This window comes from Micromonospora sp. RL09-050-HVF-A, assembly GCF_019374995.1.
Taxonomy (GTDB): domain Bacteria; phylum Actinomycetota; class Actinomycetes; order Mycobacteriales; family Micromonosporaceae; genus Micromonospora; species Micromonospora antibiotica.
The window spans coordinates 1,027,170-1,054,009 of sequence record NZ_JAGKQP010000002.1 but is presented as its reverse complement, the minus strand read 5'-3'; the positions used below and the strand labels follow the sequence as shown (position 1 = coordinate 1,054,009).

Here is a 26,840-nt window from a genome sequence, read left to right as displayed (position 1 = left end):
TTCCTCCTTTCCACAGGTGTCGGGTCGGGTGGCCCCGGGGTGACCCCCGGGGAGCGGGTGGGCCGTCAGTCGGCCGGGGTGGTGTCGGTCGGGCCCAGCAGCGGCAACCGCACCGGGTCGGTGGGCCGGCTGGCCGCGACGGCGGCCAGCACGCCGGCGGTGCCGGTGGCCAGGTCCATGGAGAGCCGCAGCAACTGGTCGCCGGGGAAGGCGGTGCCGTCGGCGTACGGCAGGGCGTGCCAACCCAGCAGCCGGGCCTGGGCGTGGGCCACCTCGTGCTCACCCCGGCCGGCCAGGTAGGCCACGATGCCGGCTCGTCCGGCGAACAGTCCGGACTGGGCGTAGAACGGGAAGTCGGCGCAGCGGCGGATCGCCTCTGCCTGCTCGGCCAGGCCCTCGTCGGGCCGGTGACGCAGGTAGCGGTCGAGCACCAGTCCCACCCCGACGCTGCCCTCGGCGAGGTACGGCATGGTTCGCCAGCCCTCGTTGACCTCGAGGTGCCCGTCGTCGCGGCGGACGCACCGGCGCAGGTCCTGCCGTAGCGCGGTGGCGGCGTGGTCGAGTAGCCGCTCGTCGGGTTCCCGTTCGTGCCGGCCCAGCAGCATCAGCGCCACCCCCGCCCCGCCGCGCATCAGTCCCGCGTACGGGTGCCGGCCGCCGCTGACCTCGGCCACCGAGTCGACGTCGCCGAGCCGGTCGACGACCAGGTCGACGGCGTGCCGGGCGGCGGCTTCGTAGCGTTCCTCCCCGGTCAGGCCGGCGAAGTGGGTCAGGTTCAGCGCGATGCCGGGCAGCCCACCGACCAGGTCGTTGCCGAGTTCCGGCCACGGTTCGTCGAGGCAGCGGTCGAGCAGCCGGCGGGCCTCGTCGCGGTGTCCGAGCAGGTCCAGCACGTACGCCACCCCGTGCAGCCCGTCGAAGAAGCCGAGCCGGCTGCCGGAGGCGGGTTCCCGGACCCGGTCGATCAGCCACCGGACGTGGCGGGGGTCGACGGGGGCGCCGGTGGCGTGCAACGCCCAGAGCACCCCGGCCGCCCCGTGGGCGAGGTTCAGCCCGCCGTCGTTGCCGCTGAACTGCCGGATGTCGCCGGGGAAGAGCCGGTCGTCGCGCTGGGGCGTGGCGCTGGCGGTGATCGCCCGGACCAACCGGTCGCGCAGGCCCGGCCAGTCGTCCGGGTCGATGCGCACCACGTCCGGGTCCAGCCGGAGCCGGGTGGCCGTGTCGGGTGCCGTCGGGGTCGCCGCGTCGGGTGTGCCGGTGGCCGGTGGGTCGCCGACGATCACCGCGACGGTCTCGTCGAGCACCGCCCGGTCGACCGGGAAGTGCTCGGCCACCACGTCGGCCAGGTGCGCCGCCTTCGTCGGGGCCAGCCGCAGCATCGCGGTCAGCGGCAGGAACAGGGCCAGCCGCAGGCAGGCCAGGGCGTACCGGTCGACGTCGGGGCCGACCCGGTCGCGGGGCGCGGCGAACGCCTGGTTGCGCAGCGCCGGGCGGCTCGCCTCGGCGGCGGGTGCGGCGACCTCGAAGTCGATCAGGGTGACCGCCCCGTCGTCGCCGACCATGATGTTGAACATGTGCAGGTCGCCGTAGACGATGCCGTGCGCGTGGATGGCCTCGACCGCCTCGGCGACCTGCCGGTGCACGTCCAGCGCCCAGCGGGTGTAGCCGGCCCGGTCGGCGTCGGGGTGCACCAGCGGGTAGCGCTGCACCACCTCCTGGTTGAGCGGGCGGCCCTCGACGAACTCCAGGGCCAGGAACTCGTGCCCGCCGAAGCTGAACTCGTCGTGCACCCGGACCAGGTGCGGGACGTCGGCGAGTTGGCGCAGCACCTCGGCCTCCCGGCGCAGCCGGGTCACCGCGTCCGCCCCGGTGGCGTCGAGGCCGGCGTACGGGCGGGCCTCCTTCAGCACCACCCGGGTGTCGGTCCGGGTGTCCCGGGCCTCGTACAGGCCGCCGCCGTTGGAGAAGTGGACGACCTTCTCGATCCGGTAGGGCAGCTCGGTGGTGCTGGCGGCGTTGCGGGCGGCCAGGTGCGGGGCGAGGAAGTCCGGCAGGGTCACCCAGTCGGGCAGGTGGAACACCGGGTCGCGGCGGTCGGGGACCAGGGTTCCCGTGGCGTCGGCGATCGCGGGCACCACCTGACCCTCGGGTGAGAGGCAGTAGCGGGCGGCGAAACCGCCGTAGCGCAGGTAGACCGGGCCGTCGCCGTAGCGCAGGTCGCTGAGGATGTAGGGCCCCTGCTCGCCGTCGAGCAGCGCCGACAACTCCTTGGCGGTCAGCTCCAGCTCGGCGTCGTCGCGCGGGTAGACGGTGACGAACTTGCCGCTGCCGCCGCGGCGGGCGTACTTGCTGTTGCGCATCAGCAGCATCCGGGGGCCGCGCAGGTGCTTGAACGGGATGCCGCGCGGCTGGCAGTAGTCCATCACCTGGGTCAGCACCCGCTCGGCGTTGTCCAACCGGGCCGAGACGTGGATCTTCCAGCCCTGGGCGGGCAGGGTGCCGCCGACCGGCGCGTGGATCAGCCAGTCGTCCTTGACCTCGGACTCCCAGCCCGCCGGCTGGGGGCGGTCCGCGGCGTAGCCGATGCCGGTGGCGGTGGCGCTCGCGCTGGACAACGAGTCGTAGAAGAGCGGGTCGACCGCGCAGTACGCGTCGTATCTGTCGTCCATCTCGGCTGCCTCCCATCCCCTGATCGGTTGATGTCAATCCTGCGATCAGTGGGCCGTCGGGCACAGTGCGATGCGTCATCGACCAGCGGTGAGATTCCGGGCGGAAACTCGTGACAATGGCGGAGTTTGAAATCGTGAATACGGCATCACCTGCGGGGCGGCGCAGGTGGACACCCCCGGGCGGTCAGCGCCGTGCCGGGGCGGCTGCCCCGATCCCGGCCCCCTGCGGGCGACGTGGTCGGTGCTGACCACCCGGGCACGCCGACTCCGCGCGTCGCCGGTCGGGCGACGCGCGGAGCCGTGCGGGAGTACGCCGGCCGTGCCACGACCCGGTCGGCGTCGGTGGCCCGGCTGTGTCGCGGGCCGAGGTGTCGTCAGACGGTGTAGAGGACCTTCACGCCGCTGACGGTGGTCGCTGAGACGGCGGTGCCCCGGACGTTGGAGTTGAGGTTGCGCCAGCCGTTGTTGCTGGCGGCCTCGTGCACCAGGCCGCCGACCACGGTGTAGATGATCTTCACGCCGTTGAAGCTGATCGCGGCGAGGGCGTCGGAGCTGACCCCGGAGATGCCGGTCCACAGGTTGCGCCAGCCGTTGATGCTGTTCGCCTCGTGCACCAGGCCGTTGACGACCGTGTAGATGTATTTGACGCCGTCCATACTGATCACGGCCAGGGCGTTGTTGCTGACGCCGGAGATGCCGGTCCACAGGTTGCGCCAGCCGTTGTTGCTGGCCGCCTCGTGCACCAGGCCACCGACCACGGTGTAGATGATCTTCACGCCGTTGTGGTTGATGGCGGCGAGGGCGTTGTTGCTGACCCCGGAGATGCCGGTGTTCAGGTTCTTCCAGCCGTTGGCGCTGGACGCCTCGTGCACCCAGCCGCCGACCACGGTGTAGATGTACTTGACGCCGCCCACGTTGATCACGGCGAGGGCGTTGTTGCTGACGCCGGAGATGCCGGTCCACAGGTTGCGCCAGCCGGTGTCGCTGGACGCCTCGTACACCAGGCCGTCGTTGACCGTGTAGAGCAGCTTGTTGGTGCCCATGACCATGGCCGCGGTGGCCGAGCCGGTGATGCTGTTGACCGGCAGCATCTGCCAGCCGCTGTGGCTGCCGGACTCGTACACCTGGCGGTTGGCGGCCTGACCGCAGTTCTGGCTGGTCATGTTCCGGGCCGGCGAGGTGGGGCCGGAGACGTAGAGCGGGCCGGTGGACGGGCTGCCGTCGGAGGTGATGCCGGAGGGCACGCCGTTGAAGTACGACTCGGTCTTGACGCCGTCGCGCACCTGCTCGTAGTGCAGGTGCGGGCCGGTGGAGTTGCCGGTGCTACCCACCCGGCCGAGCTGCTGGCCGGTCGACACCCACTGCCCGGCGCCGACCATCGGGGTCTCGATCATGTGCAGGTAGAGCGTCCGCCAGCCGTCGCCGTGTTCGATGACCACGTACCAGCCGCCGCTGCTGCCCCAGCCGGCGAAGGAGACCGTGCCGCTGGCGGAGGCGAGGATCGGGCGGCCGTTGCTGGCCCCGCCGGTGAAGGTCAGGTCGATGTCGTAGTCGTCGTGACCGTAGTAGGTGGCCATCCGCCAGGTCTCGCCGCAGGGCACCGGCATCTGGAAGTTCGGTCGGGGACCGGCGGCCTGGGCCGGGGTGGTCACGACGGCGGCGGTGCCCGCGAGCGCGAGCACGGCGACGCCGGCGGTCGCGAGCGTCAGCCGGGCGGTGGCGAGGAGTCGGGTGAGTGGACCCGTCATGCGCGGTTCCCTCCAAAGTGGAGTGTGGGGTTGAAGGATGTCGATCCTACGGTCCCGAACCCCGTCCGGAGGGTCCGCGCCGCTCAGCCGACGGCGACCGAGACGGCGACGACCACCATGATCACGGCGATCACCCCGTCGATGACCCGCCAGGCCGCCGGATGGGCGAGCACCGGACCCAGCCGGCGGGCACCGAGCCCCAACCCGGCGAACCAGACCAGGCTCGCCGTCACCGCTCCGGCACCGAACGCCCACCGGTTCGGGTCCTGATGGGCGACCGTGCCGAGCAGCACCACCGTGTCCAGGTAGACGTGCGGGTTGAGGAAGGTGAACGCGAGGCAGGCCAGCAGTGTCGCGCGCAGCGTGGCCGGCGGACGGTCCAGCGGGGTGAGAGTGGTCGGGCGTAGGGCGCGGCGGGCGGCCAGCACCGCGTACCCGAGCAGGAAGGCGACCCCGCCCCACCGGACCGCGGTCAGGACGGCGGGCGTCCCGGTGAGCAACGCCCCCAGGCCGGCGATGCCGGCGGCCATCAGTGTGGCGTCGCCGGCCACGCAGATCGCCACCACCGGGAGTACGTGCTCCCGACGTAGCCCCTGGCGCAGCACGAAGGCGTTCTGCGCCCCGATGGCGACGATCAGCGCGAGGGAGAAGCCGAAACCGGCGAGCACGGAACCCATGGCGGCCAGGCTAGGGCGGGCCGCACCCACACTCCAGCTAAAGATTCTTCAGTAGCATTAGAATTGCTCATGTCACTCGACCCGGTCCAGCTGACGACCTTCCGGGCGGTCGTCACCCACGGCAGCTTCGACGCCGCCGCGCAGGCGCTGCGCGTCACCCCCTCAGCGGTCAGCCAGCGCATCAAGGCCCTCGAACGCGCCGTCGGGCAGGTCCTCGTGCGCCGCACCCGGCCGTGTGTGCCGACGGAGGCCGGAGCGCCCCTGATCCGCCTCGGTGGGCAGGTGGCGCTGCTCGAACAGGAAGCCCTCGACGCCGCACGCGGCGCCCTGCGCGACCACACCCGGGTCACCGTCGTGGTCAACGCCGACTCCCTCGCCGGCTGGTTCCTACCGGCCCTGACCGCCGTCCCCGACGTGCTGGTCGACCTGCGCACCGACGACGAGGCGCACACCGCGCAACTGCTGCGCGACGGCACCGTGATGGCGGCCGTCACCACCGAACGCACCGCCGTGCAGGGCTGCCGGGTCCTGCGCCTCGGCGCGCTGCGCTACCTCGCCGTCGCCACACCCGCCGCCCACTCGGCGCACTTCGCCGACCGTGAGCCCGCCACCGCGTTCCCGACCGCGCCGATGATCCGCTTCGACCGCAAGGACACCCTGCAACACCGCTTCGCCCGTACGCTCACCCGCCGCGACGTCGACCCGCCGACACACTTCGTGCCGGGGACGGCCGCCTTCACCGAGGCGATCCGGCTCGGCCTCGGCTGGGGACTGCTCCCCGAGGCCGTCGCCCGGCCCGACCTCGCCGCCGGTCGCCTCGTCGACCTGGCCGCCGGCCGGCACCTCGACGTGCCGCTCTACTGGCAGTGCTGGCGGCTGGAATCCACGGCGCTGACAGCGCTGACGGCGGCGGTCCGGGCCGCCGCCAGCGCCGCGCTGTACTGACCGGACCCGAGGATGGGCGGGCGCGTCGTGGTACCGGTCGGGACTGGTGGGCGGTCCGGCCTGGCGACGAACACGGCGTAACCGTCGTCCAGCCGCTGGCACAGCATCGGGTGTACCCGGGCCGGTCACTCCCGGCGGTGACGGTGCACCACCTGCCGTCCCCGGCGGAACGCCCGTTCAGCCGGGCACCGACCCGGCGACGAAAGTCCTGCGGTACGCCTGCGGTGACACTCCACTGCGCCGCTTGAACTGGACCCGGAAGTGCGCCGGTGAGGCGAAACCGACGAGGTGGGCGATCCGGTCGACGCCGTGGTCGGTGCGTTCCAGCAACTCCTGCGCCCGGCGGACACGCACGGCCGCGACCCACTGCATCGGGGTGAGGCCGGTCTCCTCGTGGAAACGGCGGTTGAGCGTCCGCACGCTGAGCCCGGCCCGGGCGGCCACGTCGGCCAGGGTCAGCCGCTCGTCCGCGTGCGACTCCAACCACTCCAGGACCGGGCCGAGACCCACCCCGGCGGGGTCCGCACCGGGGCGCACGATGAACTGCGCCTGTCCGCCGTCGCGGTGCAGCGGGGCCACGGCCTGCCGGGACGCGTCGGCGGCGACCGCCGCCCCGTGGTCACGGCGGACCAGGTGCAGGCACATGTCCACGCCTGCGGTCGCCCCGGCGGAGGTGACGAACTGGCCGGTGTCGACGTACAGCACCGCCGGGTCCACCCGGACGGCAGGGAACATCGCCTGGAACCGCTCGGCGGCGGCCCAGTGCGTGGTGGCCCGCCGACCGTCGAGCAACCCGGCGGCGGCCAGGGTGAACGCGCCCACGCAGATCGAGGCGATCCGGACGCCGGCGGCAGCGGCCGCCCGCAGCGCGTCCAGCCCCGCAGCGGGCAGTGGCGCGGCCGGGTCGTAGCGGCCCGGCACGATGACGGTGTCGGCGTCGGCGAGCGCGTCGAGGCCGTGGTCGACGGCCAGCCGCAGCGGGCCGGCGTCGACGACCGGCTCGCTGCCGCAGACCAGCACCCGATAGCCGGCCCGGCCGCCCGGCAACCGCACCCGGCCCAGCACCTCGATCGGGGTGGCCAGGTCGAACGCGATGGTGCCCGGGAGCGCCAGGACCAGCACGGTGTGCACAGCGGCACCTCCTTCGGATCGACGGCGGGCACCCCGCAACGTGCGGGATGGCAAGAAGCCGTCGGGCAATGGCAATCCTGCCACTGGCCGGCGGCTGCGGCGAGGCCGAGGATCGTGGACATGCCGATCCAGATCGTGTTGTTCGACGGGTTCGACCCGCTCGATGTCATCGCGCCCTTCGAGGTCCTGGCCGCCGGCGCCGATGCCGCCGGGAGTGCCCTGACGGTGGAACTCGTCTCGGTCGAGGGCCCCCGGGAGGTGGTCGGTGGCACCCGCGGCCTGACGCTGCGAGCGACCGCCCGGCTGGACCCGGCCCGGCCCGGCTACGTCGTGGTGCCCGGTGCCAGCGGACCCACCACCGGCGACCCCGACGAGGGCGTGGCGACGATTCCCGTGCTGCTGTCCCGGTTCGCCGACTCGGCGGCCGTACCGCTGCGCGCCGCCCTCGACAACCCCGACGTGACGGTGGCGGCCGTCTGCGGCGGGTCGCTCGCCCTGGCCATGGCCGGCCTGATCGAGGGCCGCCACGCGGTGACCCACCACCTCGGCATGGACGCGCTCGACGCCACCGGCGTGCACGCGGTGCCGGCGCGGGTCGTCGACGACGGCGACCTCGTCACCTCGGGCGGCGTCACCTCCGGCCTGGACCTTGGCCTGCACATCCTGGAACGGGAGTTCGGCCCCCGGGTCGCGCACGCCGTGGAGACCCTCTTCGCCTACGAGCGACGCGGCACCGTGTGGCGTGCCGCCGGCCGGTAGGTGTGGACCCCCGCCTGCACCGGTCGCGTAGGTCGAGCTCGCCCGGGTCGGCGGTCGGCGGGGTGAGGCCGGGACCAGGACCGATGATCTTCGGGGGGAGACCCGGCGGAGCGGGGGGAGAGCCGTCGGAACCCATCACGCGCCTCCTGAAGTCGGTTTTGTGGTGGGAGGTGGATCAGGCGGCGGGGATGCCGACGACCTCGACGTCGACGTCCTCGGTGCGCAGCGCCTTTACCGCCCGGTAGAGCGCCACCTGGGCGAAGGTGAACAGCGTTCCGACGGTGACTGGCCGGCCGCTGCCCAGGGCGATCGCGTAGATCACTTTGCGGGGGCGGAAGTCCCCGCCGATCTCCCGACCGTTGGGCTGCCGGCGGACCAGCTCGGCCAGCCGCTCCCGGGCGTCCGCCTCGTAACGCAGGGCGTCCACCGAGGCGGCACCCTGGGCGAAGAGGTGGCTCAGCGGGGAGCTGCCGGAGGCGCGCTTGACGTGGATCAGCTCGCCGTCCGGGCCGAGCAGGTCGCAGGCCTCGATGCCGCGCCGGTGCTGAGCCGTGCGGAGCAGCTTCTTGTCCAGCAGGACCAGGCGGGGGTCGCGGTCGGCGGCGGCCCGGTTGTAGGCGTCCTCGTCGGGCAGGTCAGGCGTCCACGCTGGTAGGGCGATGCCGCAGGGGCGGGCCAGGATCTCGGCGATCTCCTGGTGCAGGAACTCGCGGTGCCGGTCGCCGATCTCGTACCAGCCGCCCTCGTGCAGCAGCAGGTGACTCGTGCCGACCGTCACCTCGGCGGTGATCCAGCGGGAGGCCGGCGTGGAGAGCGGTTCCCCGGCGCCGCCCGCGTCGGTGTGCAGGGTGATCCGTCCCCGCTGGAGCCCGGACCACCGGTCACCGGCGGGTACCCGACGGGTGTGGGCCAGCAGGGCCGGCAGGTTCAGCTCGGCCACGAGCGAGGTCCGCCGGCCGGACCTCGGGACCTGGATCCGGTAGGACCGCACCGCCTCGATGTCGTCGACGAGACCGCCGGGGACGGCCACCCCGAGCTGCGCCGGATCCGGCTGGCCGAGCCGCGCGTCCAGCTCGGCGGCGAGCGCGGGCAGCCGGGGGTCCCGGGAGGAGACCGGCCGGATCTGGGTGACGAAGGCCAGGTCGGCCAGCGGGAACTCCTGCCGGCAGACCCGGTCGATCTCCCGCAGGTCGGCGAGCAGCCGGGTGGGCTGCACGGCGAGGTGGATGCGCAGCGCGTCGCCGCCCTCGATCCGGGTGGGCCGGCCGGTGCGGCGGCACACGGTCAGGTTCGGGTTGTGGGCCGGTCCGCTGAGCTGGCCGACGATCTCGCCCCACTTGTCGATGCCGAACTTGCGGATGGGCTGGCCGGCCGGGACGAGGCTACGGTCCACCCGTCCGCTGGTGCCGATCATCCGCCGCCGGACCTGGCGGATCTCGCTGGGCAGCAGCGCCCGGACGGCGAAGGAGACGCCGAACGTCGGGTCGACCACGCCCTGGTCGATCATGTGCCGGCCCAGCGTGCCGTAGGCGAGGGCGTACGCCCGGTCGTCGACGGCCAGCAGGAGCAACCCGCCCCCGCTGCTGTGGCCGAGGTCGACCTCGCGGCCGGTGAGTGCGGTGAGGACGTCGCACCAGTCGGCGCGGGGTCGGGGCACGGTGCCGTGCACCAGCAGGGCGGGCGCTCCGGCGACCTGCCGGGTGTTGACCGGGAAGCCGCTGTCCACCAGGTACTGACGGTTGAGCGCCCGGGTCAGGCCGGCGGCGGTCGGGTCGACCCGGAGTCGGTAGACGGTCGTCAGGTAGGTCCCCGGCGGTGGTGCGGGCACCGGGTGCGCGAAGAGGGGAGGCTGGGTGTTGCCGGGTCGGCGGGAGTCGTCCCGGGCACCGGGGCGGGTGGTCGGTCCGGTCATCCGGTGGTGCTGGGCGTGACGCATCTTCGAACTCCTCCTCGTGGTGCGGGGTGTTGCGGGAACATGTTCACATTATCCGTGAACACTGTCAACGGACAAGATGCTTGACGGCTGTGGCATCATGCGAAGATGCAAGAGACACCGACCGTGACGGCAGCGGAGATCGCCCGGCTCGCCGGGGTCGGCCGGGCCGCCGTCAGCAACTGGCGCAAGCGGCACCCCGACTTCCCCGCCCCGGTGGGTGGCTCCGCGGCCAGCCCCGAGTTCGACCTGATCGAGGTCGAGCAGTGGCTGCGCGGCCAGGGCAAGCTGCCCGAACTCGACACCGCCGAGCGGCTCTGGCGACACCTCGCGGCGGCCGGCGACTCCCCGGCCGCCGCCCTCGCCGCCGTCGGCGCGAGACTGCTCGCCCGCCACCGCCCTCCCCGGGAGACCACCCCGCCTCCCATCGACCCGCAGCCCGATGCGGTGCCGCCCGCCGGCCCTTGGTCCGCTGCCCTACCGTCCGCGGACTCGCTTCCTGCCGCGCTGCTGGCCGACCTCGACGCCCTCGCTGACGACCGGGGCGCACCGGACGCCTTCGACGAGCTGTGGCAGCGGTTCTCCGGCCCCGGCCCCGGCCGGCCCCTCGCCACCCCGGACGACCTGGCCGACCTGATGGTCGGGCTCGCCGCCGTGGGTGGCGGCAGTGTCCTCGACCCGGCCGTCGGCTCCGGGGCCACCCTGCGGGCCGCCGCCCGTGCCGGCTGTGCCGCCGCCTACGGGCAGGAGATCGACGCGGACCTCGCCGCGATCGCCGGACTGTGGTTGGCCCTGCGGGACGTGCCCGGAGAGGTGCGCACCGGCGACTCGCTGCGCGCCGACGCGTTCGCCGGCCAGCCGGTCGACGCCGTCGTCTGCCACCCCCCGTTCGGGGCCACCAACTGGGGCGACGACGAGCTGGGCCACGACCCTCGCTGGATCGTCGGCACCACCCCGCGTACCGAACCGGAGCTGGCCTGGGTGCAGCACGCCCTGGCGCACCTGCGGGTCGGCGGGCACGCGGTGCTGTTGATGCCGCCCACGGTGGCCAGCCGCCGGGCCGGCAAACGCATCCGTAGCGAACTCCTGCGCCGAGGCCACCTACGTGCGGTGATCGCGCTCCCGCCGGGGGCGGCCGGGTCGCACGGCGTACCGCTGCACCTGTGGGTGTTGCGGCGGGCCGCGACGGAGGCGTCGCCGCCGGCCCGGGTGCTGCTGGTCGACGCGGCCGGTGGTGACCTGGCCGAGACCGCGCCCCGGGTGCTGGGCGTGTGGCGGGCCTTCGACGCCATGCCGGACGCCGAGGTCGACCAGGCCGGTTTCGCCCGCACGATCCCGGTGATCGAGCTGCTCGACGACGAGGTGGACCTGACGCCCGCGCGCCGGCAACCGGCCGTCGGCAGCGAGGTTTCGGGGGAGCAGTTGACACGCACCCGGGAGCGGCTGGCCGCCGTCGTCGCCGCACTGCCGGCGCTGATGCCGCCGGCCACCCCCGCACCGGACGGGACGGCCGGGCAGTTCCTCACCGTCGGGGAGCTGCTCCGGGCCGGCGCGCTGCACCTGCTCGGACCGGTGCGGGCCGGTGTGTCGGAGCCGGCCCCGGACGGGCCGCCCGTGCTCACCGTCGGGGACGTGCTCGCCGGTGCGCAGGCCTCCGGCCGGATCGACGACCGGTACGGCCAGCAGATCCCCATCGAGGTGGGGGACGTGGTGGTGCCGGTGGTCGCCCAGCAGCTCACCGCGCGGGTGATCACCACGACGGGGACGCTGCTGGGGCGCAACCTCTATCTGTTGCGGCCCGATCCGGGGGCGCTGGACCCGTGGTTCCTGGCCGGGCAGTTGCGCACGTCGGCCAACGAGAAGCAGGCGTCGAGCCTGTCCGGGACACTGCGGTTCGACATCCGGCGGGCGTCGGTGCGTCGGCTGGGTCTGCCGGAGCAGCAGGCATACGGCGAGGCGGCCCGGCGGCTGGACGACTTCGAGCGGGCGCTGCGGCTGGCGGCGACGCTGGGGGCGGAACTGGTGCAGCTCACCGCCGACGGGCTGGCCCGGGGTGCGATCCGACCGACGTGAGCGGTCCCCGCCACCCGGAGGTGACGGGGACCTGGTTGCGCTGGCGTCACGACGAGATCGTCAGGTGGAACGCCCGGTCGGCGGCCACTCCCGCCGAGGTGAACGTCTGGACGAACACGCCGTTCGGCACGCCGAACCGGCCGACCACCGCGATCTCGCCGCTGGGCGAGGCCCCGACGGAACCGGTCAGGCCGATGCTCCCCACGTACGCGGAGCGGGTCACGTCGTGGCTGAAGACCACCTGGTACTGCCCCACGGCGACGCGGGTGGACGAGACCACCCCGAAGCCACGGTTCAGGACCCCGTTGGCCGCGACCACAGCCCAGAAGAGCTGCGCGGTCGGCGGCATGCCGGCTGTGGTGGCGGGGACCAGGAGCGCGGCGGCCTCGGCGATGTCACTGTCGCTCGGGGCGGGCTGGTCGGCTTTCTTGGCGGACTCGGTGGACATGGTGCCTCCTTCGGGTTGCGCCGCAGCGATGCGACAGCGTGGTGGTAAAGGGGTAAATTTGGTGATCAGAAGCAACTTGCCGGTTGAATCTGATCAATGCCCCTTTATGAGCTAAACGGTAGGCAGCCCGAACCAGGTCAGGCCAGGGTTGAAGCTGTCCAATCATGGACAGCCGACTATTTGATCAGGGCATTCACCTGCGCATACGTCATCACGACCGGAGGGAGGGCGACGTCCGTGGCCAGCATCCTCTGTGAACCCTGTCAACGGCTACGATGCGCGAAGGCTGCTGAGCGCTGCGCGGGTGCGGAGGATGTGGATCGTGACGGGGAGCGAGGATGGCCAGGCTCCCCGGGGCGGGGCGGCCGCCGCTGCGGGCGACGCGCCGTCGGATATCCGACCCCGGTTCAGCGGGTCGGGGTCTCCGGCGCGAACCTGGCAGATCAGGCGGATCGCACCGGGCAACCCCCTCAGCAGGGGTGGAGATCGGCACACGCCACCCCATCCCGACGATCCGGACGAAGGTCGGCCACCCGTCGGTCATCGCCCGATGACGCCTGGTTGATCATCGTCACCGGGTGGGGGAGCACGTCGGGTGAGCCCGACAGCCATAATTCTTGACTCAGAGCAATCGAAAGGAACCTGGTGAGCACCAAGCACCAAGAGTTGGCGAACTTCATCTGGTCGGTGGCGGATCTGCTGCGGGGCGACTACAAGCAGTCCGAGTACGGTCGGGTGATCCTGCCGTTGACCGTGCTGCGTCGGCTCGACTGCGTGTTGGCGCCGACGAAGGACGCGGTGCTCGACCGGCACCGGCAGCTCAGGGCGTCGGGTGTGCAGAACGTGGATCCGGTGTTGCGGCGGGCGGCGGGGTTGTCGTTCTACAACACCAGTGAGATGTCGTTCCGTCGGTTGCTCGGTGACCAGGACCATGTGGCGTTGAACCTGCGCGCCTACATCGGTGGGTTCTCGCCCGGTGCGGTGGACGTGTTGGAGAAGTACGGCTTCGACACCCAGATCGGCCGGCTGGCCGAGGCGGGGCTGCTCTATCAGGTGGTGGCGAAGTTCGCCGACATCGACCTGCACCCGGACGTGGTGTCCAACCACCAGATGGGTTACGTCTTCGAGGAGCTGGTGCGCCGGTTCTCCGAGATCAGCAACGAGACCGCCGGTGAGCACTTCACCCCCCGCGAGGTCATCCGGTTGATGGTGAACCTGCTGCTGGCCCCCGACGAGGACGACCTGGTCACCCCGGGCATCGTCCGCAAGGTCTACGACCCGGCGTGTGGCACCGGTGGGATGCTCAGCGAGGCGCAGGAGCACATCGAGGCGCACAACGCGCACGCCACGGTCGAGGTGTACGGGCAGGAGCTGAACGGGGAGACGTACGCGATCTGCCGTTCGGACATGATGCTCAAGGGTGGCGACCCGACGAAGATCGCGTTCGGCAACTCGTTCAGTCAGGACGGCCACGACGGTGAGCGGTTCGACTACATGCTGGCCAACCCGCCGTTCGGGGTGGAGTGGAAGAAGGTCGAGAACTACGTCAAGGCCGAGCACGCCCGGGGTCACGCGGGTCGCTTCGGTGCCGGCCTGCCCCGGATCAACGACGGTTCGTTGCTGTTCCTCCAGCACATGATCGCGAAGATGAAGCGCCCCGAGGACGGTGGCAGTCGCCTCGCGATCGTGTTCAACGGTTCGCCGTTGTTCACCGGGGCGGCCGGGTCGGGGGAGTCGGAGATCCGTCGCTGGATCCTGGAGAACGACCTGCTCGAAGGGATCGTGGCCCTGCCCGATCAGCTCTTCTACAACACCGGCATCTCCACGTACTTCTGGATCCTCACCAACCGCAAGGACGCGTCCCGCCGCCGCAAGGTGGTGCTGCTCGACGGCCGCGACCACTGGACCAAGATGCGCAAGAGCCTCGGCGACAAACGCAAGTTGCTCACCGACGACCACATCGCCGAGCTGACCCGGGCCTACGTGGACGCGCTGACCATCGCCGACGATCCGGAGCACCCGCAGCACGCCAAGGTGAAGGTCTTCGCCACCACCGACTTCGGCTACCAGCGGATTACCGTCGAACGCCCGCTGCGGCTGCGCTTCGAGGTCACCGACGAGACGGTCGCCCTGCTCGCCGAGGCGCGGGCCGTCCTCAAGTACGCCGACCGCGAGTCGCTGCTCGCCGGGGCCAGGTCCCTCATCGGTACGTCGTCCGCGACGCGCGCCGAATTCGCGATGCGGCTGAACGGGCTGGGAAAGCTGCCGGCGGCGGTGGAGAAGGCGGTGTGGGAGGCGTTCTCGGTCAGCGACCCGGAGGGGGAGGTGCAGACCGACCGCAAGGGCAAGCCGCTGCCGGACACCGACCTGCGCGACAACGAGAACGTGCCGCTCGACGAGGACATCCACGACTACCTCAAACGCGAGGTCCTACCCCACGTTGAGGGTGCTTGGATTGACGAGTCAAAGACCAAGATCGGGTACGAGATCCCAATTACACGCCACTTCTACGTCTACAAGCCACCGCGCCCGCTGACCGAGATCGACGCTGAGATCAAGGCGCTGGAGGTTGAGATTCAATCACTGCTTGGTGAGGTGACGGGGTGACTACTGGCCTCGCAGGGGTTGCTATCCCAGGAAGCTGGGAGTGGTTGCCGCTTAAGCATGTGGCGATCTCGATCAACCGAGGATCGGCACCGGATTACACTGACGATGGACAAGTTTGGGCTATCAGTCAGGCTGCAAATCAGCCGGAGGGTCTCGATTGGAGTCGCACTCGCTTCCACGCTTGCAATGGGAATGCAGCTAAGCTAAAGGGGCTTTTGCGGCCAAATGATGTACTAATCAACTCCACAGGCCGAGGGACCCTTGGTAGGGTCGGATATTTCTCCGGAACTCCTGACTCTCGTCCCGCTATGGCGGACGGGCATGTGACCAGACTCCGTGCGCGGCCGGGCGTCCTCCATCCTCGTTTCGTCTACCACTACCTCCAATCCGAGCCTTTTCAGCACTATCTTTACTCAGCTCTTGTTGTTGGCGCCACTAACCAGATTGAACTTGTGGGGGAGCGACTCGCTGCAGCTCCGATTCCGCTCCCATCGCTCGACGAGCAGCGCCGTATCGCCGACTTTCTAGACGAGCAACTCGCTCTGCTTGACCGCGTCATTGCCCTGCGACAGCGACAAGCCGAGCTTGAGACGGAACGGTTCGAGGATTTCAGGGAATCCGTGGTGGAAGCTGATGAAAGGGCGTTCCTTTCGCCACTCCTCAATTTGATCGATCGAGCGCGACCCATCAATTACGGCGTCTTGATGCCTGGACCTCGGCTTGAGGAGGGTATTCCCCTCGTGGAAGCTGGCGATGTTATGCGCGGCCCAATTTGCCTGGCGCGTCTACGTCTCACGGATCCCTCAATTGAAGCCGAGTTCAAGCGGTCGCGGCTGCGTGAAGGCGACCTTGTGATGGCTATCCGTGGGAGTGTCGGGCGTGTTCAGATTACCCCCGGTGGCGTCCCAATCGTGAACGTCACGCGCGATGCCGCGCGCATTTCGCTTAATTCGAAGATTGCATTAAATGCTTATGTCCGTCATGCTTTGAGTGCTCGCCGTTCTCAGGAATGGTTGGGAATCCGGATTACCGGATCTGCCGTCACTGGGATCAATATTGGCGATTTGCGGAAAGTGCCCATCATGGTGCCTGAGCTGAAGGTTCAGTGTGAATGGGCAAGTGAGCTCGATAAGGCCGAGGCGTATCTGGCTTCCCTCAAGTATTACATGTTGCAAGGGCGTTCCTTGTTGGTCGAGCGAAAGCAGGCGCTGATAACGGCAGCGGTAACCGGAAAGATCGACGTAACGACGGCGCGGCGGGTGGACATATGAGCCCCGAGAATCGGGAGCGGTCGTTCGAGGTGGCGATCGAGGGTGCCTTAATGGGCGGGGGATGGCTACGCGGGGCGACCGGAAATTACGACCGGCAGTTGGGGCTCGACACGGCCGAGTTGTTCGCGTTCATCGGGGCGACCCAGCCGGATGAGTGGGCGAAGGTGCTCCCGTACCACGGGAACGATCCGGATGTGGCGCGGCGGGAGTTCGCGCAGTACCTCGCCAGGCAGATCGACGGGCGTGGCCCGCTCGACGTCCTCCGCCGGGGTGTCAAGGACAAGGGCGTGCTGATCCGGCTCGCCTACTTCAAGCCGGCGCATGCCATCACCGACGACGCGCTCACCCTCTACCGGGCGAACCGCCTCACCGTCACCCGGCAACTCGCCTACTCGACAAGCAACAACAACACCCTCGACCTGGTGCTCTTCGTCAACGGCATCCCCCTCGCCACCGCCGAGTTGAAGAACCCGCTGACCGGGCAGACCGTCGAGGACGCCAAGGAGCAGTACCGCAGGACGCGCGACCCGAAGGAACTGCTCTTCGCCCGGCGTACCCTCGTGCACTTCGCCGTCGATCCTGACCTGGTCTTCGTCACGACGAAGCTGGCGGGGGAGAAGACCCGGTTCCTGCCGTTCAACACCGGGTCCAACGGGCCGGGGGCGTCCGGCGGTGCCGGCAACCCGCCCGTCGGGGTGAGCGGCTACCGCAGCTCCTACCTGTGGGAGCAGATCTGGCACCCGGACACCTGGCTGGACCTGATCCGCCGATACCTGCACACCGACCGGGAGTCCCAGGCGCTGATCTTCCCGCGTTACCACCAGTGGGACGCGGTGACCCGGCTGACCGAGCACGCGGCCCGGCACGGCTCCGGCCACAACTATCTCGTCATGCACTCGGCCGGGTCGGGCAAGTCGAACACCATCGCCTGGCTGGCGCACCGGCTGTCCAGCCTGCACACCGCGCACACCCTCGACGAGGACGCCCACGCCACCGGGCTGCGCCCCGACGAACCGGTCTTCGACAAGGTCATCATCATCACCGACCGGGTGGTGCTGGACCGGCAACTCCAGGACACCGTGTTCCAGTTCGAGCACGTGCCGGGCGTGGTGCAGCGGATCGACAAGGACTCCGCCCAGCTCGCCGCCGCCCTCCAGGGCGAGACCGCCAAGGTCGTCATCACCACCATGCAGAAGTTCCCCTACATCCTCAACCAGGTGCAGGGGCTGCGCGGGAAGCGGTTCGCCGTCATCGTCGACGAGGCGCACTCGTCGCAGTCCGGTGACTCGGCCGCCGCGTTGAAGAAGGTGCTGCTCCGGCTCGGCAGCGACGACGTGGACGAGTCGGGCGACCTGCTCACCGCGTCCGCGTTGGCCCGGGGGCGGCACCAGACGCTGTCGTACTTCGCGTTCACCGCCACCCCTAAGGCGAAGACGCTTGAGCTGTTCGGCACCCCGCACCCGGTCACCGGGGACGCGCAGCCGTTCCACACCTACTCGATGCGGCAGGCCATCGAGGAGGGCTTCATCCTCGACGTGCTGCGCAACTACCTGACCTACAAGTCGTACTGGAAGCTGGCCAACGCCAACCCCGACGACCCGGAGGTCGACCCGAAGAAGGCCGGTGCGCAGCTCGCCCGGTTCGCCAGCCTGCACCCCACCATGCAGGCGCAGAAGGCCGAGATCATCGTCGAGCACTTCCGCAAGCACACCGCGTCGCGCCTCGGCGGGCGCGCGAAGGCCATGGTGGTCACCGCCTCCCGCGAGGGCGCCGTCCGCCTGCACACCGCCATCAGGAAGTACGTCGACCTGCACAGGTACCCCGGCTGTGACTCCCTCGTCGCGTTCTCCGGCGAGCTGGAGGTCGACGGTGTCGAGTACACCGAGGCCCGGGTCAACGGCTTCGGCGAGGGCGAGCTGACCGACCGCTTCGCCTACACCGCCGCCGACGACAAGCACGCCGGCACGCCGAAGGCCAAGCAGGCGGTGGAATACCGGATCCTGGTGGTGGCCGAGAAGTACCAGACCGGCTTCGATCAGCCGCTGCTGACCACGATGTACGTCGACAAGCTGCTCAAGAACGTGGCCGCCGTGCAGACCCTGTCCCGGCTCAACCGCATCCACCCGCTCAAGGCCCAGGGCGACGTGTTCGTGCTCGACTTCGTCAACGAGGCCGGCGACGTCGCCGCGCACTTCCGGCCGTACTTCGAGACCGCCGCGACCACCCCCACCGACCCCAACCTGCTCTACACCGCGCAGCACGCGGTGACCGGCTACCCGGTGCTGGTCGACTCGGAGATGCAGGCGTACGCCGAGGCGCTGCTCGCCGCCGAAGCCAAGGCCACCACCGACACCGGCCTGCAACGGGCACACGCCGCGCTCTACCGCTTCACCGAACCGGCCGTCGACCGCTTCAAGGCCCTGGCCGAGCAGGACCCGGAGGCCGCGACCGGCTTCCGGTCCGCGCTGCGCGACTACACCCGGATGTACGCGTTCCTCAGCCAGGTCGTGCCCTACCACGACGACGACCTGGAACGGCTCTACCTCTACGGACGGGCGTTGCTCAACCGGCTGCCCCGCCAGCAGGACCCGTCCGTCGACATCGGCGAGGTGCAGCTGACCCACCTGCGGGTCAGCAAGACCGGTGAGCACGACGCGTCGCTGACGCCGGAAGGCGAGCAGATGCTGCCAGGCTTCCTCGGCGGGGCGGTCGGCACGCAGAACGACCCCGACCGGGTGGCGCTCTCCGAGCTGATCGACGCGTTCAACGACCGGTTCGGCATCGGGCTGGGGGAGGCCGACAAGGTCTGGGTCGAGCAGCAGATCGTCGCCCTGGCCGAGGACGGCACCCTCGAAGCCGCCGCCATGGTCAACGACGAGAGCAACTTCGGCGTGGTCTGCGACCGGCGGATCGAGGACGTGATCCTGTCCCGGCACGACGACAACGGCAAGCTCATGCAGCGCTACCTCGACGACGAGAGCCTGCGCTCCCAGCTCAACCAGTTCGCCCGCCGGCAGGCGTACCAGATGATCCGCCGCCGCAAGGGCATCGCCTGACCGCGTCTGTGAAAGGAGGACGGGTGCCCCCGTCCGACCACCCCTTCCAGGTCTGGATCGCCACGGACGACACGCAGACCGTGGTGGCTCTCGCCCCGCTCAAACTCTCCGGCGCGTCGCTGCGGCGCGAGTGGGGGAACGTCACCGACCTGAGGGCCGTGCCGGTGGCATCCGCCGGCACGAACGTCGTCGGACTGGTGGTGCTCGCCGCACTGGTCTTCCTCTTCACCCTCGGGCTGTGCCTGTGGCAGGCACCGATCATGGTGATCTTCTTCCTGATCGCGTTGACGGTGGGCATCGGGCTGACCGTGGTGCTGTCGAAACCCGCACCGGCCCGGGTGGTCGCACCCGAGATCGCGAAGTTCCCACAGATCCACCGGACCATCGCCTCGATCGAGTCGCGCCATGCGTTCTTCGGTCTCGTCGAACTGGCCGAACGTGCCGGGCGTACGCTGCCCGCACTGTCCGACGTGGTCGATCCGGTGGAAGGCGGCCAGTCACTCGCCGAAGCACTCTGGGTGGGGGCCGACGTGCTCAGTCGTCGGGACCACCTGCGACCGCCGGCACCCCGCAGCCAGCAGCAGCCGATACCCGCGACGGGCCGCGCCGCCGACGCCCTGTCCGCGCAGCGCGAGGTGGCCAGGGGCCGATGGGCGCAGGTCAGCAGCGAACTGGGCCGGCTACAGACCGCCCTCGAACTCGCGGCCGTCGCCGGCGAGAACGCCGAACACGACCAGGACGCCCTGGTCGCGGGCCAGGAGGCGTACCGGGAACTGGCCGAGCTGTACGACGGCGGAGCCGAGCCCACCGACGACGAGCACCGGCAACCGTGACGACGGCGGGATGCTGATGCGGGCGCAGGAGCGGGTGGCGGACCGGTACGAGTTGACCTATCCGGTCGGCCACGGCGGCATGGGGGAGGTGTGGGCCGGGTTCGACGAGAAGCTTGACCGGCCGGTGGCGATCAAGTTCCTCCGGCAGCTCACCGTCCCCGAAGGCGAGCGGGAGAACGCGGTCGAACGCTTCATGCGGGAGGCCCGGGTCACCGCCCGGCTCGACCATCCGGGGGTGCCGAGCGTCCACGACGTCGGCTACCACGGTGACGACATCTACCTCGTCATGCAACTCGTGCCGGGGATGGTGCTGGCCGACCTGATCGCCGAACGTGGCCCGCTGTCGGTGCCGTGGTCCGCCGCGATCGGTGCCCAGATCTGCTCGGTGCTGGCCGCCGCCCACGTGGCGTCCCTCGTGCACCGGGACCTCAAACCGCAGAACCTGATGGTCACCCCGACCGGCACGGTGAAGGTGCTCGACTTCGGGGTGGCCGCGCTGCTCGGCCCCACCGACGGCCCCCGGCTCACCGCCACCGGGCACACCCTGGGCACCCCCACCTACATGGCGCCCGAGCAGGCCATGAGCAGCGTGGTCGGCCCGCGCGCCGACCTGTACGCGCTCGGCTGCGTGCTCTTCGAGCTGCTGACCGGCAGCCCGCCCTACCGGGCCGACAGTCCCCTCGGCATGCTGCACCGGCACCTGAACGACCCGGTCCCGTCGGTCGCCGAGCACCGGGCCGGCGTGCCCGACGGGCTGGTGCGACTCGTGACCCACCTGCTGGCCAAGGACCCACAGCACCGGCCGGCGTCAGCCGCCGAGGTGTACGAGATCCTGATGCCCTTCGGCAGCGTCGCGCCGGAGATCGCGGCCGACCTGGCGGTCACCGTCGCCGACGGGCAGGTGGTGGACCCGACCATGCCCTACCGCTACCCCTTCGGCCCGGTGCCGCAACAGGAACCGCTGCCGCCGGCCCGGCGGGACGTCGTGCCCCGGCCGGTGCCGGTGGACCGCGTCCAGCCACCCTCGTTCGAGGAGCTTGCCGAGGCGCAGGACCGGGCCTGGGAACTGGCCGAGCAGGAGCGCTTCACCCAGGCTGCCGAGCTGCTCGAAACGGCCTTGCGGAACGTTCCGAAGGGGCAGGTCAAGCTGCCGCGAATCCTCGAACTGCGGGTAAACCTGGCCAACCTCCACGTCCTCGCCGGTGCCTACCGACAGGCGTTGCCCGAGTTCCAGCGGCTCGTCGGCGACCTACGGCAGCGCCCTGTGCCGGACCAGGAGCTGATCTGGGGATGCCGACAGCAGGCGGCGGTGTGTCAGGTCGAGCTGGGCGAGGCTACGGCGGCGCTGACCGAGTTGCGCTCCCTGCTCGCGGAGCAACGGCAGGCGGTGGCGGACCCGGCGGACCTGTTCGAGCTCCGTCAGCAGATCGCCACGCTCGCCGCCGGCATCGGTGCCGTGGCCGACGCCAGGCGGCAGCTCGAAGACCTGCTCGGCGACGTGCGCGGGCGGTACGGCGCGCAGGCACCGGTCGCCGCCGAGATCGAAGCGCTCCTCGCCAACCTCGACCGCCTCGGAGATGGCGACACGAGCCGCTGAACTGCGGATTCGTTTCGCAGCGGGCTAACGAGGTCGGGCTGCGAGCGCGCTGGCTACGGCTCCCGGTCCTGGAGGTCCGGGCGGTGGTCCCTGATCCACCGCTCCACGTCCTCGGTGAGCCAGATCCGCCCGACCGACAAGACTGCCGCCGGGTCGGGGAACGTCTTCGAGTTGGTGATCTGGTAGGCGCGTGTGCGGGAGACGCCGAGCATCTCCTGCACCTCTTGACTCGCCACCAGCCGAAGCTTTCCCACACCGTCACGTTAGGAGCATGCGAACTGAACGCCTGCACCCTGTGCAGATGATCTGCTCATCTGCCTCCTAAGCGTGTAGGCTGTTCATCTGTTCACTCTTGATGGGCGCGCGACGCAGCGGGAAGGGGAGGCGGCATGGGTAGGCGGTGGAAGTGGTTTCTGCGGTCGGGGACGGTCGCGGTGGACCTGACCGGGCAGGTGGTGCCCGACGGGGACGATCCGGGGCGCTACCGGCGCAGGACGGTCGAGGGCGTCGTACCCGATGGGGTGGCGACGTCGCGGTGCGATGGCGCGACCGTCTACGAGCGGCCGGCGCGGCGGCGGGCGGGGGACGTGCCCAACCAGCGCGCGGACCGCTACCGGGCACGGTTGCCCCGCCAGCGGCGTCGGGAGGGTTCCGATGGTTGAGGTCACGGGCTCGTCGGTGCCGCGTCGGCACCTCGGACGGGTGCTGCGGGAGTTGCGCACCGAGGCGTGCATGACGCTGGACGCGGCGGCCGAGGCGCTGGAGTGCAGCCGGCACAAGATGTGGCGCATCGAAAGCGGCCTCGGCATGGTGCGCGGGGTCGACGTGCGGGCCATGTGCGAGCTGTACGGGGCGCGGCGCGCGCTGACCGCCGCGCTGGTCGCGCTGGCCGGCGAGACGCGGGGGAGGGGGTGGTGGCACGCGTACGGGGACCCCGTACCCGAATGGTTCGACCTCTACGGCGGCCTGGAGTCCGCCGCGTGCCGGCTCCGCGAGCACGCCGGGGCGCTCGTCCCCGCCCTGTTGCAGACCCGGGCGTACGCCGCCGCGACCTGCCCGCACCGGCCCGGCGCGACCGACGACGAGCGGGAACGGCCGGTCGAGGCGCGGCTGCGGCGGCAGGACCTGCTCCGACGGCGACTGCCCCGACCGCCGCGCTACGAGGTGCTGCTCTGCGAGGCGGTGCTGTTGCGGGAGGTGGGCGGCGCGGCGGCCATGGCCGGACAGCTCCGGCACCTGGCGAAGGTGAGCCGGTTGCCGCAGGTGTCGATCCGGGTGCTGCCGCTGGCCGCCGGGGCGCACGACGGGGCGCTCACCGGCTCGTTCGTCCTGCTGGAATTCCCGCTCGGCCTGCGCGCCGACCCCGACCCGCCGGTGGTCTACCAGGAGTCGTTGACCGGGGCGCTCTACCTCGACCGGCCGGCGGAGTGGGCCGCCTACGAGCAGGTCTGGGCGGGCCTGGACGGGGTGGCCCTGGACGAGGAGGAGTCACGCCGGCTGATCGTCAAGATCGGCGAGGAGCTGCACCCCGGCTGACCGGCCCCGATGACCGTGGAGCCTTGACGAGGATCGTGCCGGTGAGGCACACCGGCATTCGTGTCGTCGGCGCACCCGACGGAGACCCCGACCCGTCGGGTGCGTGAGGAAGGATGGGGGTATGCAGAGCTTCCTGACCCCGGAGCAGATCGCCCAGCGGACCCGGCGTGCGGTCGACGCGGCCGTCCACGCCGGACGCGCCCGGGGGCTCGACGTGACCGACGCCCGCGTGCTCTACGAGGCCTTCTCCGTGGTCGTGCACCTCGCGCCGTCGCCGGTCGTGGCCCGGGTGCCCACGGTCCTGCCCGCTTATGCGGACCTCGACAGTGTGGCCGGTCGGCAGCGGGCGGAACTGGACGTGACGGCATGGCTCACCGAGCGGGGCGTGCCGGTCATTCCGCCCAGCCCCCTCGTGCCCCGCGAACCCGTCCGACACGACGGCTTCTCGATGACGTTCTGGCAGCTGATCGAGCTGGCCCCGGACGGGGAACCCGACTACGTGGCGAACTGCGGCCTCGTCCCCGAACTGCACGCCGCGCTGCGCGACTACCCGGGCGAGTTGTCGTTCCTGTCCGCCGCCGAACCCCAGTTCGTCGAGGACGGCCTCGTCGCGCTCGACGGCCAGCCCGAACTCATCGACCCGGCCGACCTGGACCGCGCCCGCCGCGAATGGCGGGTGCTGGCACCACTCGTACGCTCCCGCGAACTGTTCGAGAAGACCTTTCCCGGGGTCGACCTCCAACCCGTCCACGGGGACTCCCCGGTCGTGAACATGGTCGCCGGGGTGGACGGGTACCGCTACGCCGACTTCGAGATGGTGACGCTGGGACCCGTCGAGTGGGACGTCGTCGGCGTCGGTCCGGAGGGGGAAGCCGCCTACCGGAGTGCGGCGCAGCTTCGGGACATGCGGCAGCTCGACGAGGGCGTGCTGCGCTTCGTGACGGCGGTGGGGATGCTGCGGGGCGTCGCCTGTCTCGCCCTGGCCCCCCAGTTGCCGATGCTGGCGGACGCCCTCGGCGGCATGCTCGACCAGTGGCGGTCGACGCCTTTCGCCGGAGGGCTCCGCTGACGGCGGCGACGAGCCCCGCGCGGTCGTGCTGATCGTCGCATCGTTCGTGGCCGCCCAGGTACCTCAAACCACCCGTCGCCCGGTCAGCCCCGATCTGCTCCGGCCCGTCCCGCTCGCTCACGTCGGTCGAACCGAGTCGGGCCCGGTAGGTCGAACCGCTCGCCGGGAGCACGCCCACGAGAGCCGGACCTGCATCGTCCGTTCGTGCGGGCATCCGGTAGGGCTGCTCGACCATCGCCGGAGGTGGCAACGAGCCGCGTGATCCCCGCCCCGCTGGTTGTCGTGTTTCTGACGCGGCGGCGGTCGCCATCGACGCGGATGGCGATGTGCGCCCGCTCCCCGGTCTCGCTGACGGTACGAAAGCGCAGGTGAGCGAGGACTGCGGCGGCGTTCTCCTCGGCCGTTCACGAGCGAGGGCGGTGCCCTGCCGTGGTGTTGCCCCACCGGTCGTCGATCTGGTTGTGTTGCCGACTCTCGTACCTGTCGTTCGCTGCTGGTGAGCACGAGCCCTCGAAGGAGAAACGTGCCGCAACCCCTGACTCTCGCCGAGATGCTGGCCGTGCTCGACGATCCCCGGTCGGTCTCCGACCTGCACAGTTACTACCTGGCCACCGGCGACGCGGCGTTCACCGGCGGACAGTTCGACCAACTCGGTGGTGGCGGTAGCCGCCCCGAGACGGCCGGCACCATCACCGCCGAAGACCTCGTCGCGGTGGAACTGCTCGGTGTGCGGGTGCCCCCACGGCAGGCACTCGACCTGTTGCAGGGGCAGCCCGGTGAACGGATCGCCGCCGACCTGGCAAGGATTCCGGTCGACGTCGCGCTGGGCACCGATGAGGCGTACCCACTGGTGGTGGCGGGCGGTGCCGCGGACGCTGCGTGGCGGGCGCTGCGTGACACGGACGGCATCGGATGGGTCATCGCCGGCAAGGTGCTCGCCCGCAAGCGTCCGAAGCTGGTGCCGGTGTACGACACGGTGGTGTCCTGCGCCTACCGCACCGGCACCGGCTTCTGGGAGTGGCTGCACGGCATGCTCCGTGAGGAGGAGGGCGTGTTGGGGCAGCGGCTTCGGGCACTGCACGAGAAGGCGGTCCTGCCCGAGGCGGTGAGTATGCTCCGCGTCCTCGACGTGGTGTTCTGGATGCGGCACCGCCACGAGCACAGCAGCAACCACTGCGCGGGAATCCGCCGGCCATGAGCCAGGACGAGCGGGAGTTCACCGTACGCCTCCGGGGTGTGGGACCGGGCCGGTACGCCGACATCGTCAACGCGGTGTGGTTGCAGATGCAGGCGGTCGGCTGCGACTTCACCGTCACCCCGGACGGGCATGTGAAGGCGGCTGCACTCGACGCCCGCTGGGACGACTACAGCAAGGTGTCCTGGACAGAAGGCGGCCGGGGCAGGACCCCACAGGCCAAGGCGGCCCGTGCCCATCGGTCCCGCAACCGGCGCTCCGCCGGCACCGGCGGATGACGACGCGACGGCCTAGGGCCAGCCGACCCACGGAGTGCATCTGCGTCAACTGCGGTGAGGTGGTGCACGGGCGGGCGAACACCCGTCAGCGCGGCCCGGACACCGCCTGGTTCGCCCATTGCCGACCCTGCGCGGATCTGATCGCCGACCAGATGCAACCGCTCGGCCTGCTGCCGGGCGGGGGCGTCGACGTCTATCAGTGCCGCAGCTGCGGCAGCCTCCGGGTCTGCCGTACCGGCTGGCGGACCCGGTGCCACATCTGCCTGGACGAGCGGTCCGCCGGGCTGAGCCTGGCCGCCGGCAACCGCCTGCTGGCCCGGCTACCGGACGAACCCGGACTCGCCGACCAGGTACGCCACTTCGCCGGCCTGGCCGACACCGACACCATCCCCACCCGGGCCGCCGCCGAGTTCCAGGCCGCGATCGCCCTCGGCGAGGAACTCGACCGGCACCGCCGCGACGGCTGGATCGACCTGGCCGGGGACGTCCACGGCCTACCGTGGTACGGCGAACGGCAGGCACCCTTCTCGCACGGGACCTGGGGCCTGCACCTGCGCTGCGACTCGTGGCAACGGCTGCGTGACCGCACCTGCGCCCAGTGCCCACCCGAGCCCGACGACCGGACCTTCGCCGCGCTGCGGGACACGCCGTACCTGCTGTATCTGGTGCGGCACCGCGGCTTGCTGAAGTTCGGCGTCGGCGGGGCGAGCCGGGTACGGCAACACCTGCGGGCGGGTGCCCAACTGGTGGAGGTCGTCGAGGGTCGGCACGCGGACGTCATCGAGGCGGAGGCGGTCCTCAAGCGGCAGAAACGGGCCGCGGGGGAGCCGTTGCGCTGGTGGCGTACCCGGCGGATGCCGGAGTCGTTCGGCGCGGGCACCGAAGTGGTCCGGAACGGAGTACGGATCAGGCTCGGCGACTACCTGCGTGACGGAATCGACGTGACCAGCCGGTTCACGAACGCTGCTGGCGCAGGGCGTGAGGAGGCCCCGCCATCCTGAGGTGCGGGCGGTGC

21 protein-coding genes are annotated in these 26,840 nt (G+C 70.9%); 14 read left to right on the top strand and 7 right to left on the bottom strand.

Annotated elements, in window-relative coordinates:
* Positions 1-65: 65 nt before the first annotated feature.
* The 3 genes from lanKC to J7462_RS04935 all read right to left on the bottom strand — a co-directional run bounded on the left by lanKC (position 66) and on the right by J7462_RS04935 (position 5,094).
* Positions 66-2,669 carry a class III lanthionine synthetase LanKC gene (lanKC, locus tag J7462_RS04945; protein ID WP_219462192.1) on the bottom strand — a complete coding sequence of 868 codons (2,604 nt, stop codon included), beginning with the start codon at positions 2,667-2,669 and terminating at the stop codon, positions 66-68.
* A gap of 374 nt (positions 2,670-3,043) precedes the next feature.
* A complete protein-coding gene (locus J7462_RS04940) occupies positions 3,044-4,417 on the bottom strand; it encodes a M23 family metallopeptidase (RefSeq protein WP_219462190.1) in 1,374 nt (457 codons plus the stop codon).
* An 83-nt stretch (positions 4,418-4,500) separates the two neighbouring features.
* On the bottom strand, positions 4,501-5,094 hold the full coding sequence (locus J7462_RS04935) for a LysE/ArgO family amino acid transporter (RefSeq protein ID WP_219462188.1): 594 nt from the start codon (positions 5,092-5,094) through the stop codon (positions 4,501-4,503).
* Between the two features lie 69 nt (positions 5,095-5,163).
* Here J7462_RS04935 and J7462_RS04930 point away from each other — a divergent pair, with 69 nt between their 5' ends.
* Entirely contained in the window at positions 5,164-6,039 is an 876-nt protein-coding gene (locus J7462_RS04930; protein ID WP_219462186.1) for a LysR family transcriptional regulator ArgP, read from the top strand.
* Positions 6,040-6,216: 177 nt separating this feature from the next.
* Here the strand turns inward: J7462_RS04930 and J7462_RS04925 are convergent, their stop codons facing one another.
* Positions 6,217-7,170, bottom strand: a complete 954-nt coding sequence (locus J7462_RS04925) for a GlxA family transcriptional regulator (protein ID WP_219462183.1) — start codon at positions 7,168-7,170, stop codon at positions 6,217-6,219.
* A 120-nt stretch (positions 7,171-7,290) separates the two neighbouring features.
* Here J7462_RS04925 and J7462_RS04920 point away from each other — a divergent pair, with 120 nt between their 5' ends.
* The gene (locus J7462_RS04920) at positions 7,291-7,929 is read left to right on the top strand and encodes a DJ-1/PfpI family protein (protein ID WP_219462182.1); all 639 of its coding nucleotides are present in this window, start codon (positions 7,291-7,293) and stop codon (positions 7,927-7,929) included.
* Positions 7,930-8,104: 175 nt separating this feature from the next.
* On the opposite strand, the gene J7462_RS04915 is transcribed toward J7462_RS04920, so the two are convergent.
* Entirely contained in the window at positions 8,105-9,865 is a 1,761-nt protein-coding gene (locus J7462_RS04915) for a DUF6119 family protein (RefSeq protein WP_219462180.1), read from the bottom strand.
* 105 nt (positions 9,866-9,970) lie between these two features.
* Here J7462_RS04915 and J7462_RS04910 point away from each other — a divergent pair, with 105 nt between their 5' ends.
* Positions 9,971-11,935, top strand: coding sequence for an N-6 DNA methylase (locus J7462_RS04910; protein ID WP_219462178.1), 1,965 nt, complete (start codon positions 9,971-9,973; stop codon positions 11,933-11,935).
* 46 nt (positions 11,936-11,981) lie between these two features.
* Here J7462_RS04910 and J7462_RS04905 read toward each other — a convergent pair whose 3' ends face one another.
* A complete protein-coding gene (locus J7462_RS04905) occupies positions 11,982-12,383 on the bottom strand; it encodes a hypothetical protein (protein WP_219462177.1) in 402 nt (133 codons plus the stop codon).
* Positions 12,384-13,028: 645 nt separating this feature from the next.
* Here J7462_RS04905 and J7462_RS04900 point away from each other — a divergent pair.
* From J7462_RS04900 to J7462_RS04880, 5 genes are read left to right on the top strand one after another with little or no spacing between them, the layout of a single operon-like run.
* Positions 13,029-14,990, top strand: a complete 1,962-nt coding sequence (locus tag J7462_RS04900; RefSeq protein WP_308290751.1) for a class I SAM-dependent DNA methyltransferase — start codon at positions 13,029-13,031, stop codon at positions 14,988-14,990.
* Positions 14,987-16,261: a restriction endonuclease subunit S gene (locus J7462_RS04895; RefSeq protein ID WP_219462175.1), complete on the top strand. Its 1,275-nt coding sequence runs from the start codon at positions 14,987-14,989 to the stop codon at positions 16,259-16,261. The genes J7462_RS04900 and J7462_RS04895 overlap by 4 nt, the downstream gene beginning before the upstream one ends.
* A complete protein-coding gene (locus J7462_RS04890) occupies positions 16,258-19,317 on the top strand; it encodes a type I restriction endonuclease subunit R (RefSeq protein ID WP_219462174.1) in 3,060 nt (1,019 codons plus the stop codon). Before J7462_RS04895 ends, J7462_RS04890 begins: the two co-directional genes overlap by 4 nt.
* A 23-nt stretch (positions 19,318-19,340) precedes the next feature.
* A complete protein-coding gene (locus tag J7462_RS04885) occupies positions 19,341-20,150 on the top strand; it encodes a hypothetical protein (protein WP_219462171.1) in 810 nt (269 codons plus the stop codon).
* 10 nt (positions 20,151-20,160) lie between these two features.
* Complete coding sequence (locus tag J7462_RS04880; protein ID WP_255597585.1) at positions 20,161-21,747, top strand: serine/threonine-protein kinase; 1,587 nt, start codon at positions 20,161-20,163, stop codon at positions 21,745-21,747.
* A gap of 53 nt (positions 21,748-21,800) precedes the next feature.
* On the opposite strand, the gene J7462_RS04875 is transcribed toward J7462_RS04880, so the two are convergent.
* Positions 21,801-22,001, bottom strand: coding sequence for an AlpA family transcriptional regulator (locus J7462_RS04875; RefSeq protein WP_219462169.1), 201 nt, complete (start codon positions 21,999-22,001; stop codon positions 21,801-21,803).
* 135 nt (positions 22,002-22,136) lie between these two features.
* Here J7462_RS04875 and J7462_RS04870 point away from each other — a divergent pair, with 135 nt between their 5' ends.
* The 6 genes from J7462_RS04870 to J7462_RS04845 all read left to right on the top strand — a co-directional run bounded on the left by J7462_RS04870 (position 22,137) and on the right by J7462_RS04845 (position 26,826).
* On the top strand, positions 22,137-22,409 hold the full coding sequence (locus tag J7462_RS04870) for a hypothetical protein (RefSeq protein ID WP_219462167.1): 273 nt from the start codon (positions 22,137-22,139) through the stop codon (positions 22,407-22,409).
* Positions 22,402-23,283, top strand: a complete 882-nt coding sequence (locus J7462_RS04865; RefSeq protein WP_219462166.1) for a helix-turn-helix transcriptional regulator — start codon at positions 22,402-22,404, stop codon at positions 23,281-23,283. Before J7462_RS04870 ends, J7462_RS04865 begins: the two co-directional genes overlap by 8 nt.
* 121 nt (positions 23,284-23,404) lie before the next feature.
* A complete protein-coding gene (locus tag J7462_RS04860; RefSeq protein WP_219462163.1) occupies positions 23,405-24,352 on the top strand; it encodes a hypothetical protein in 948 nt (315 codons plus the stop codon).
* 523 nt (positions 24,353-24,875) lie between these two features.
* A complete protein-coding gene (locus J7462_RS04855; protein WP_219462161.1) occupies positions 24,876-25,550 on the top strand; it encodes a DUF6308 family protein in 675 nt (224 codons plus the stop codon).
* The gene (locus J7462_RS04850) at positions 25,547-25,825 is read left to right on the top strand and encodes a hypothetical protein (protein WP_219462160.1); all 279 of its coding nucleotides are present in this window, start codon (positions 25,547-25,549) and stop codon (positions 25,823-25,825) included. The genes J7462_RS04855 and J7462_RS04850 overlap by 4 nt, the downstream gene beginning before the upstream one ends.
* On the top strand, positions 25,822-26,826 hold the full coding sequence (locus tag J7462_RS04845) for a hypothetical protein (RefSeq protein ID WP_219462159.1): 1,005 nt from the start codon (positions 25,822-25,824) through the stop codon (positions 26,824-26,826). The genes J7462_RS04850 and J7462_RS04845 overlap by 4 nt, the downstream gene beginning before the upstream one ends.
* The last annotated feature ends 14 nt before the right edge of the window (positions 26,827-26,840 follow it).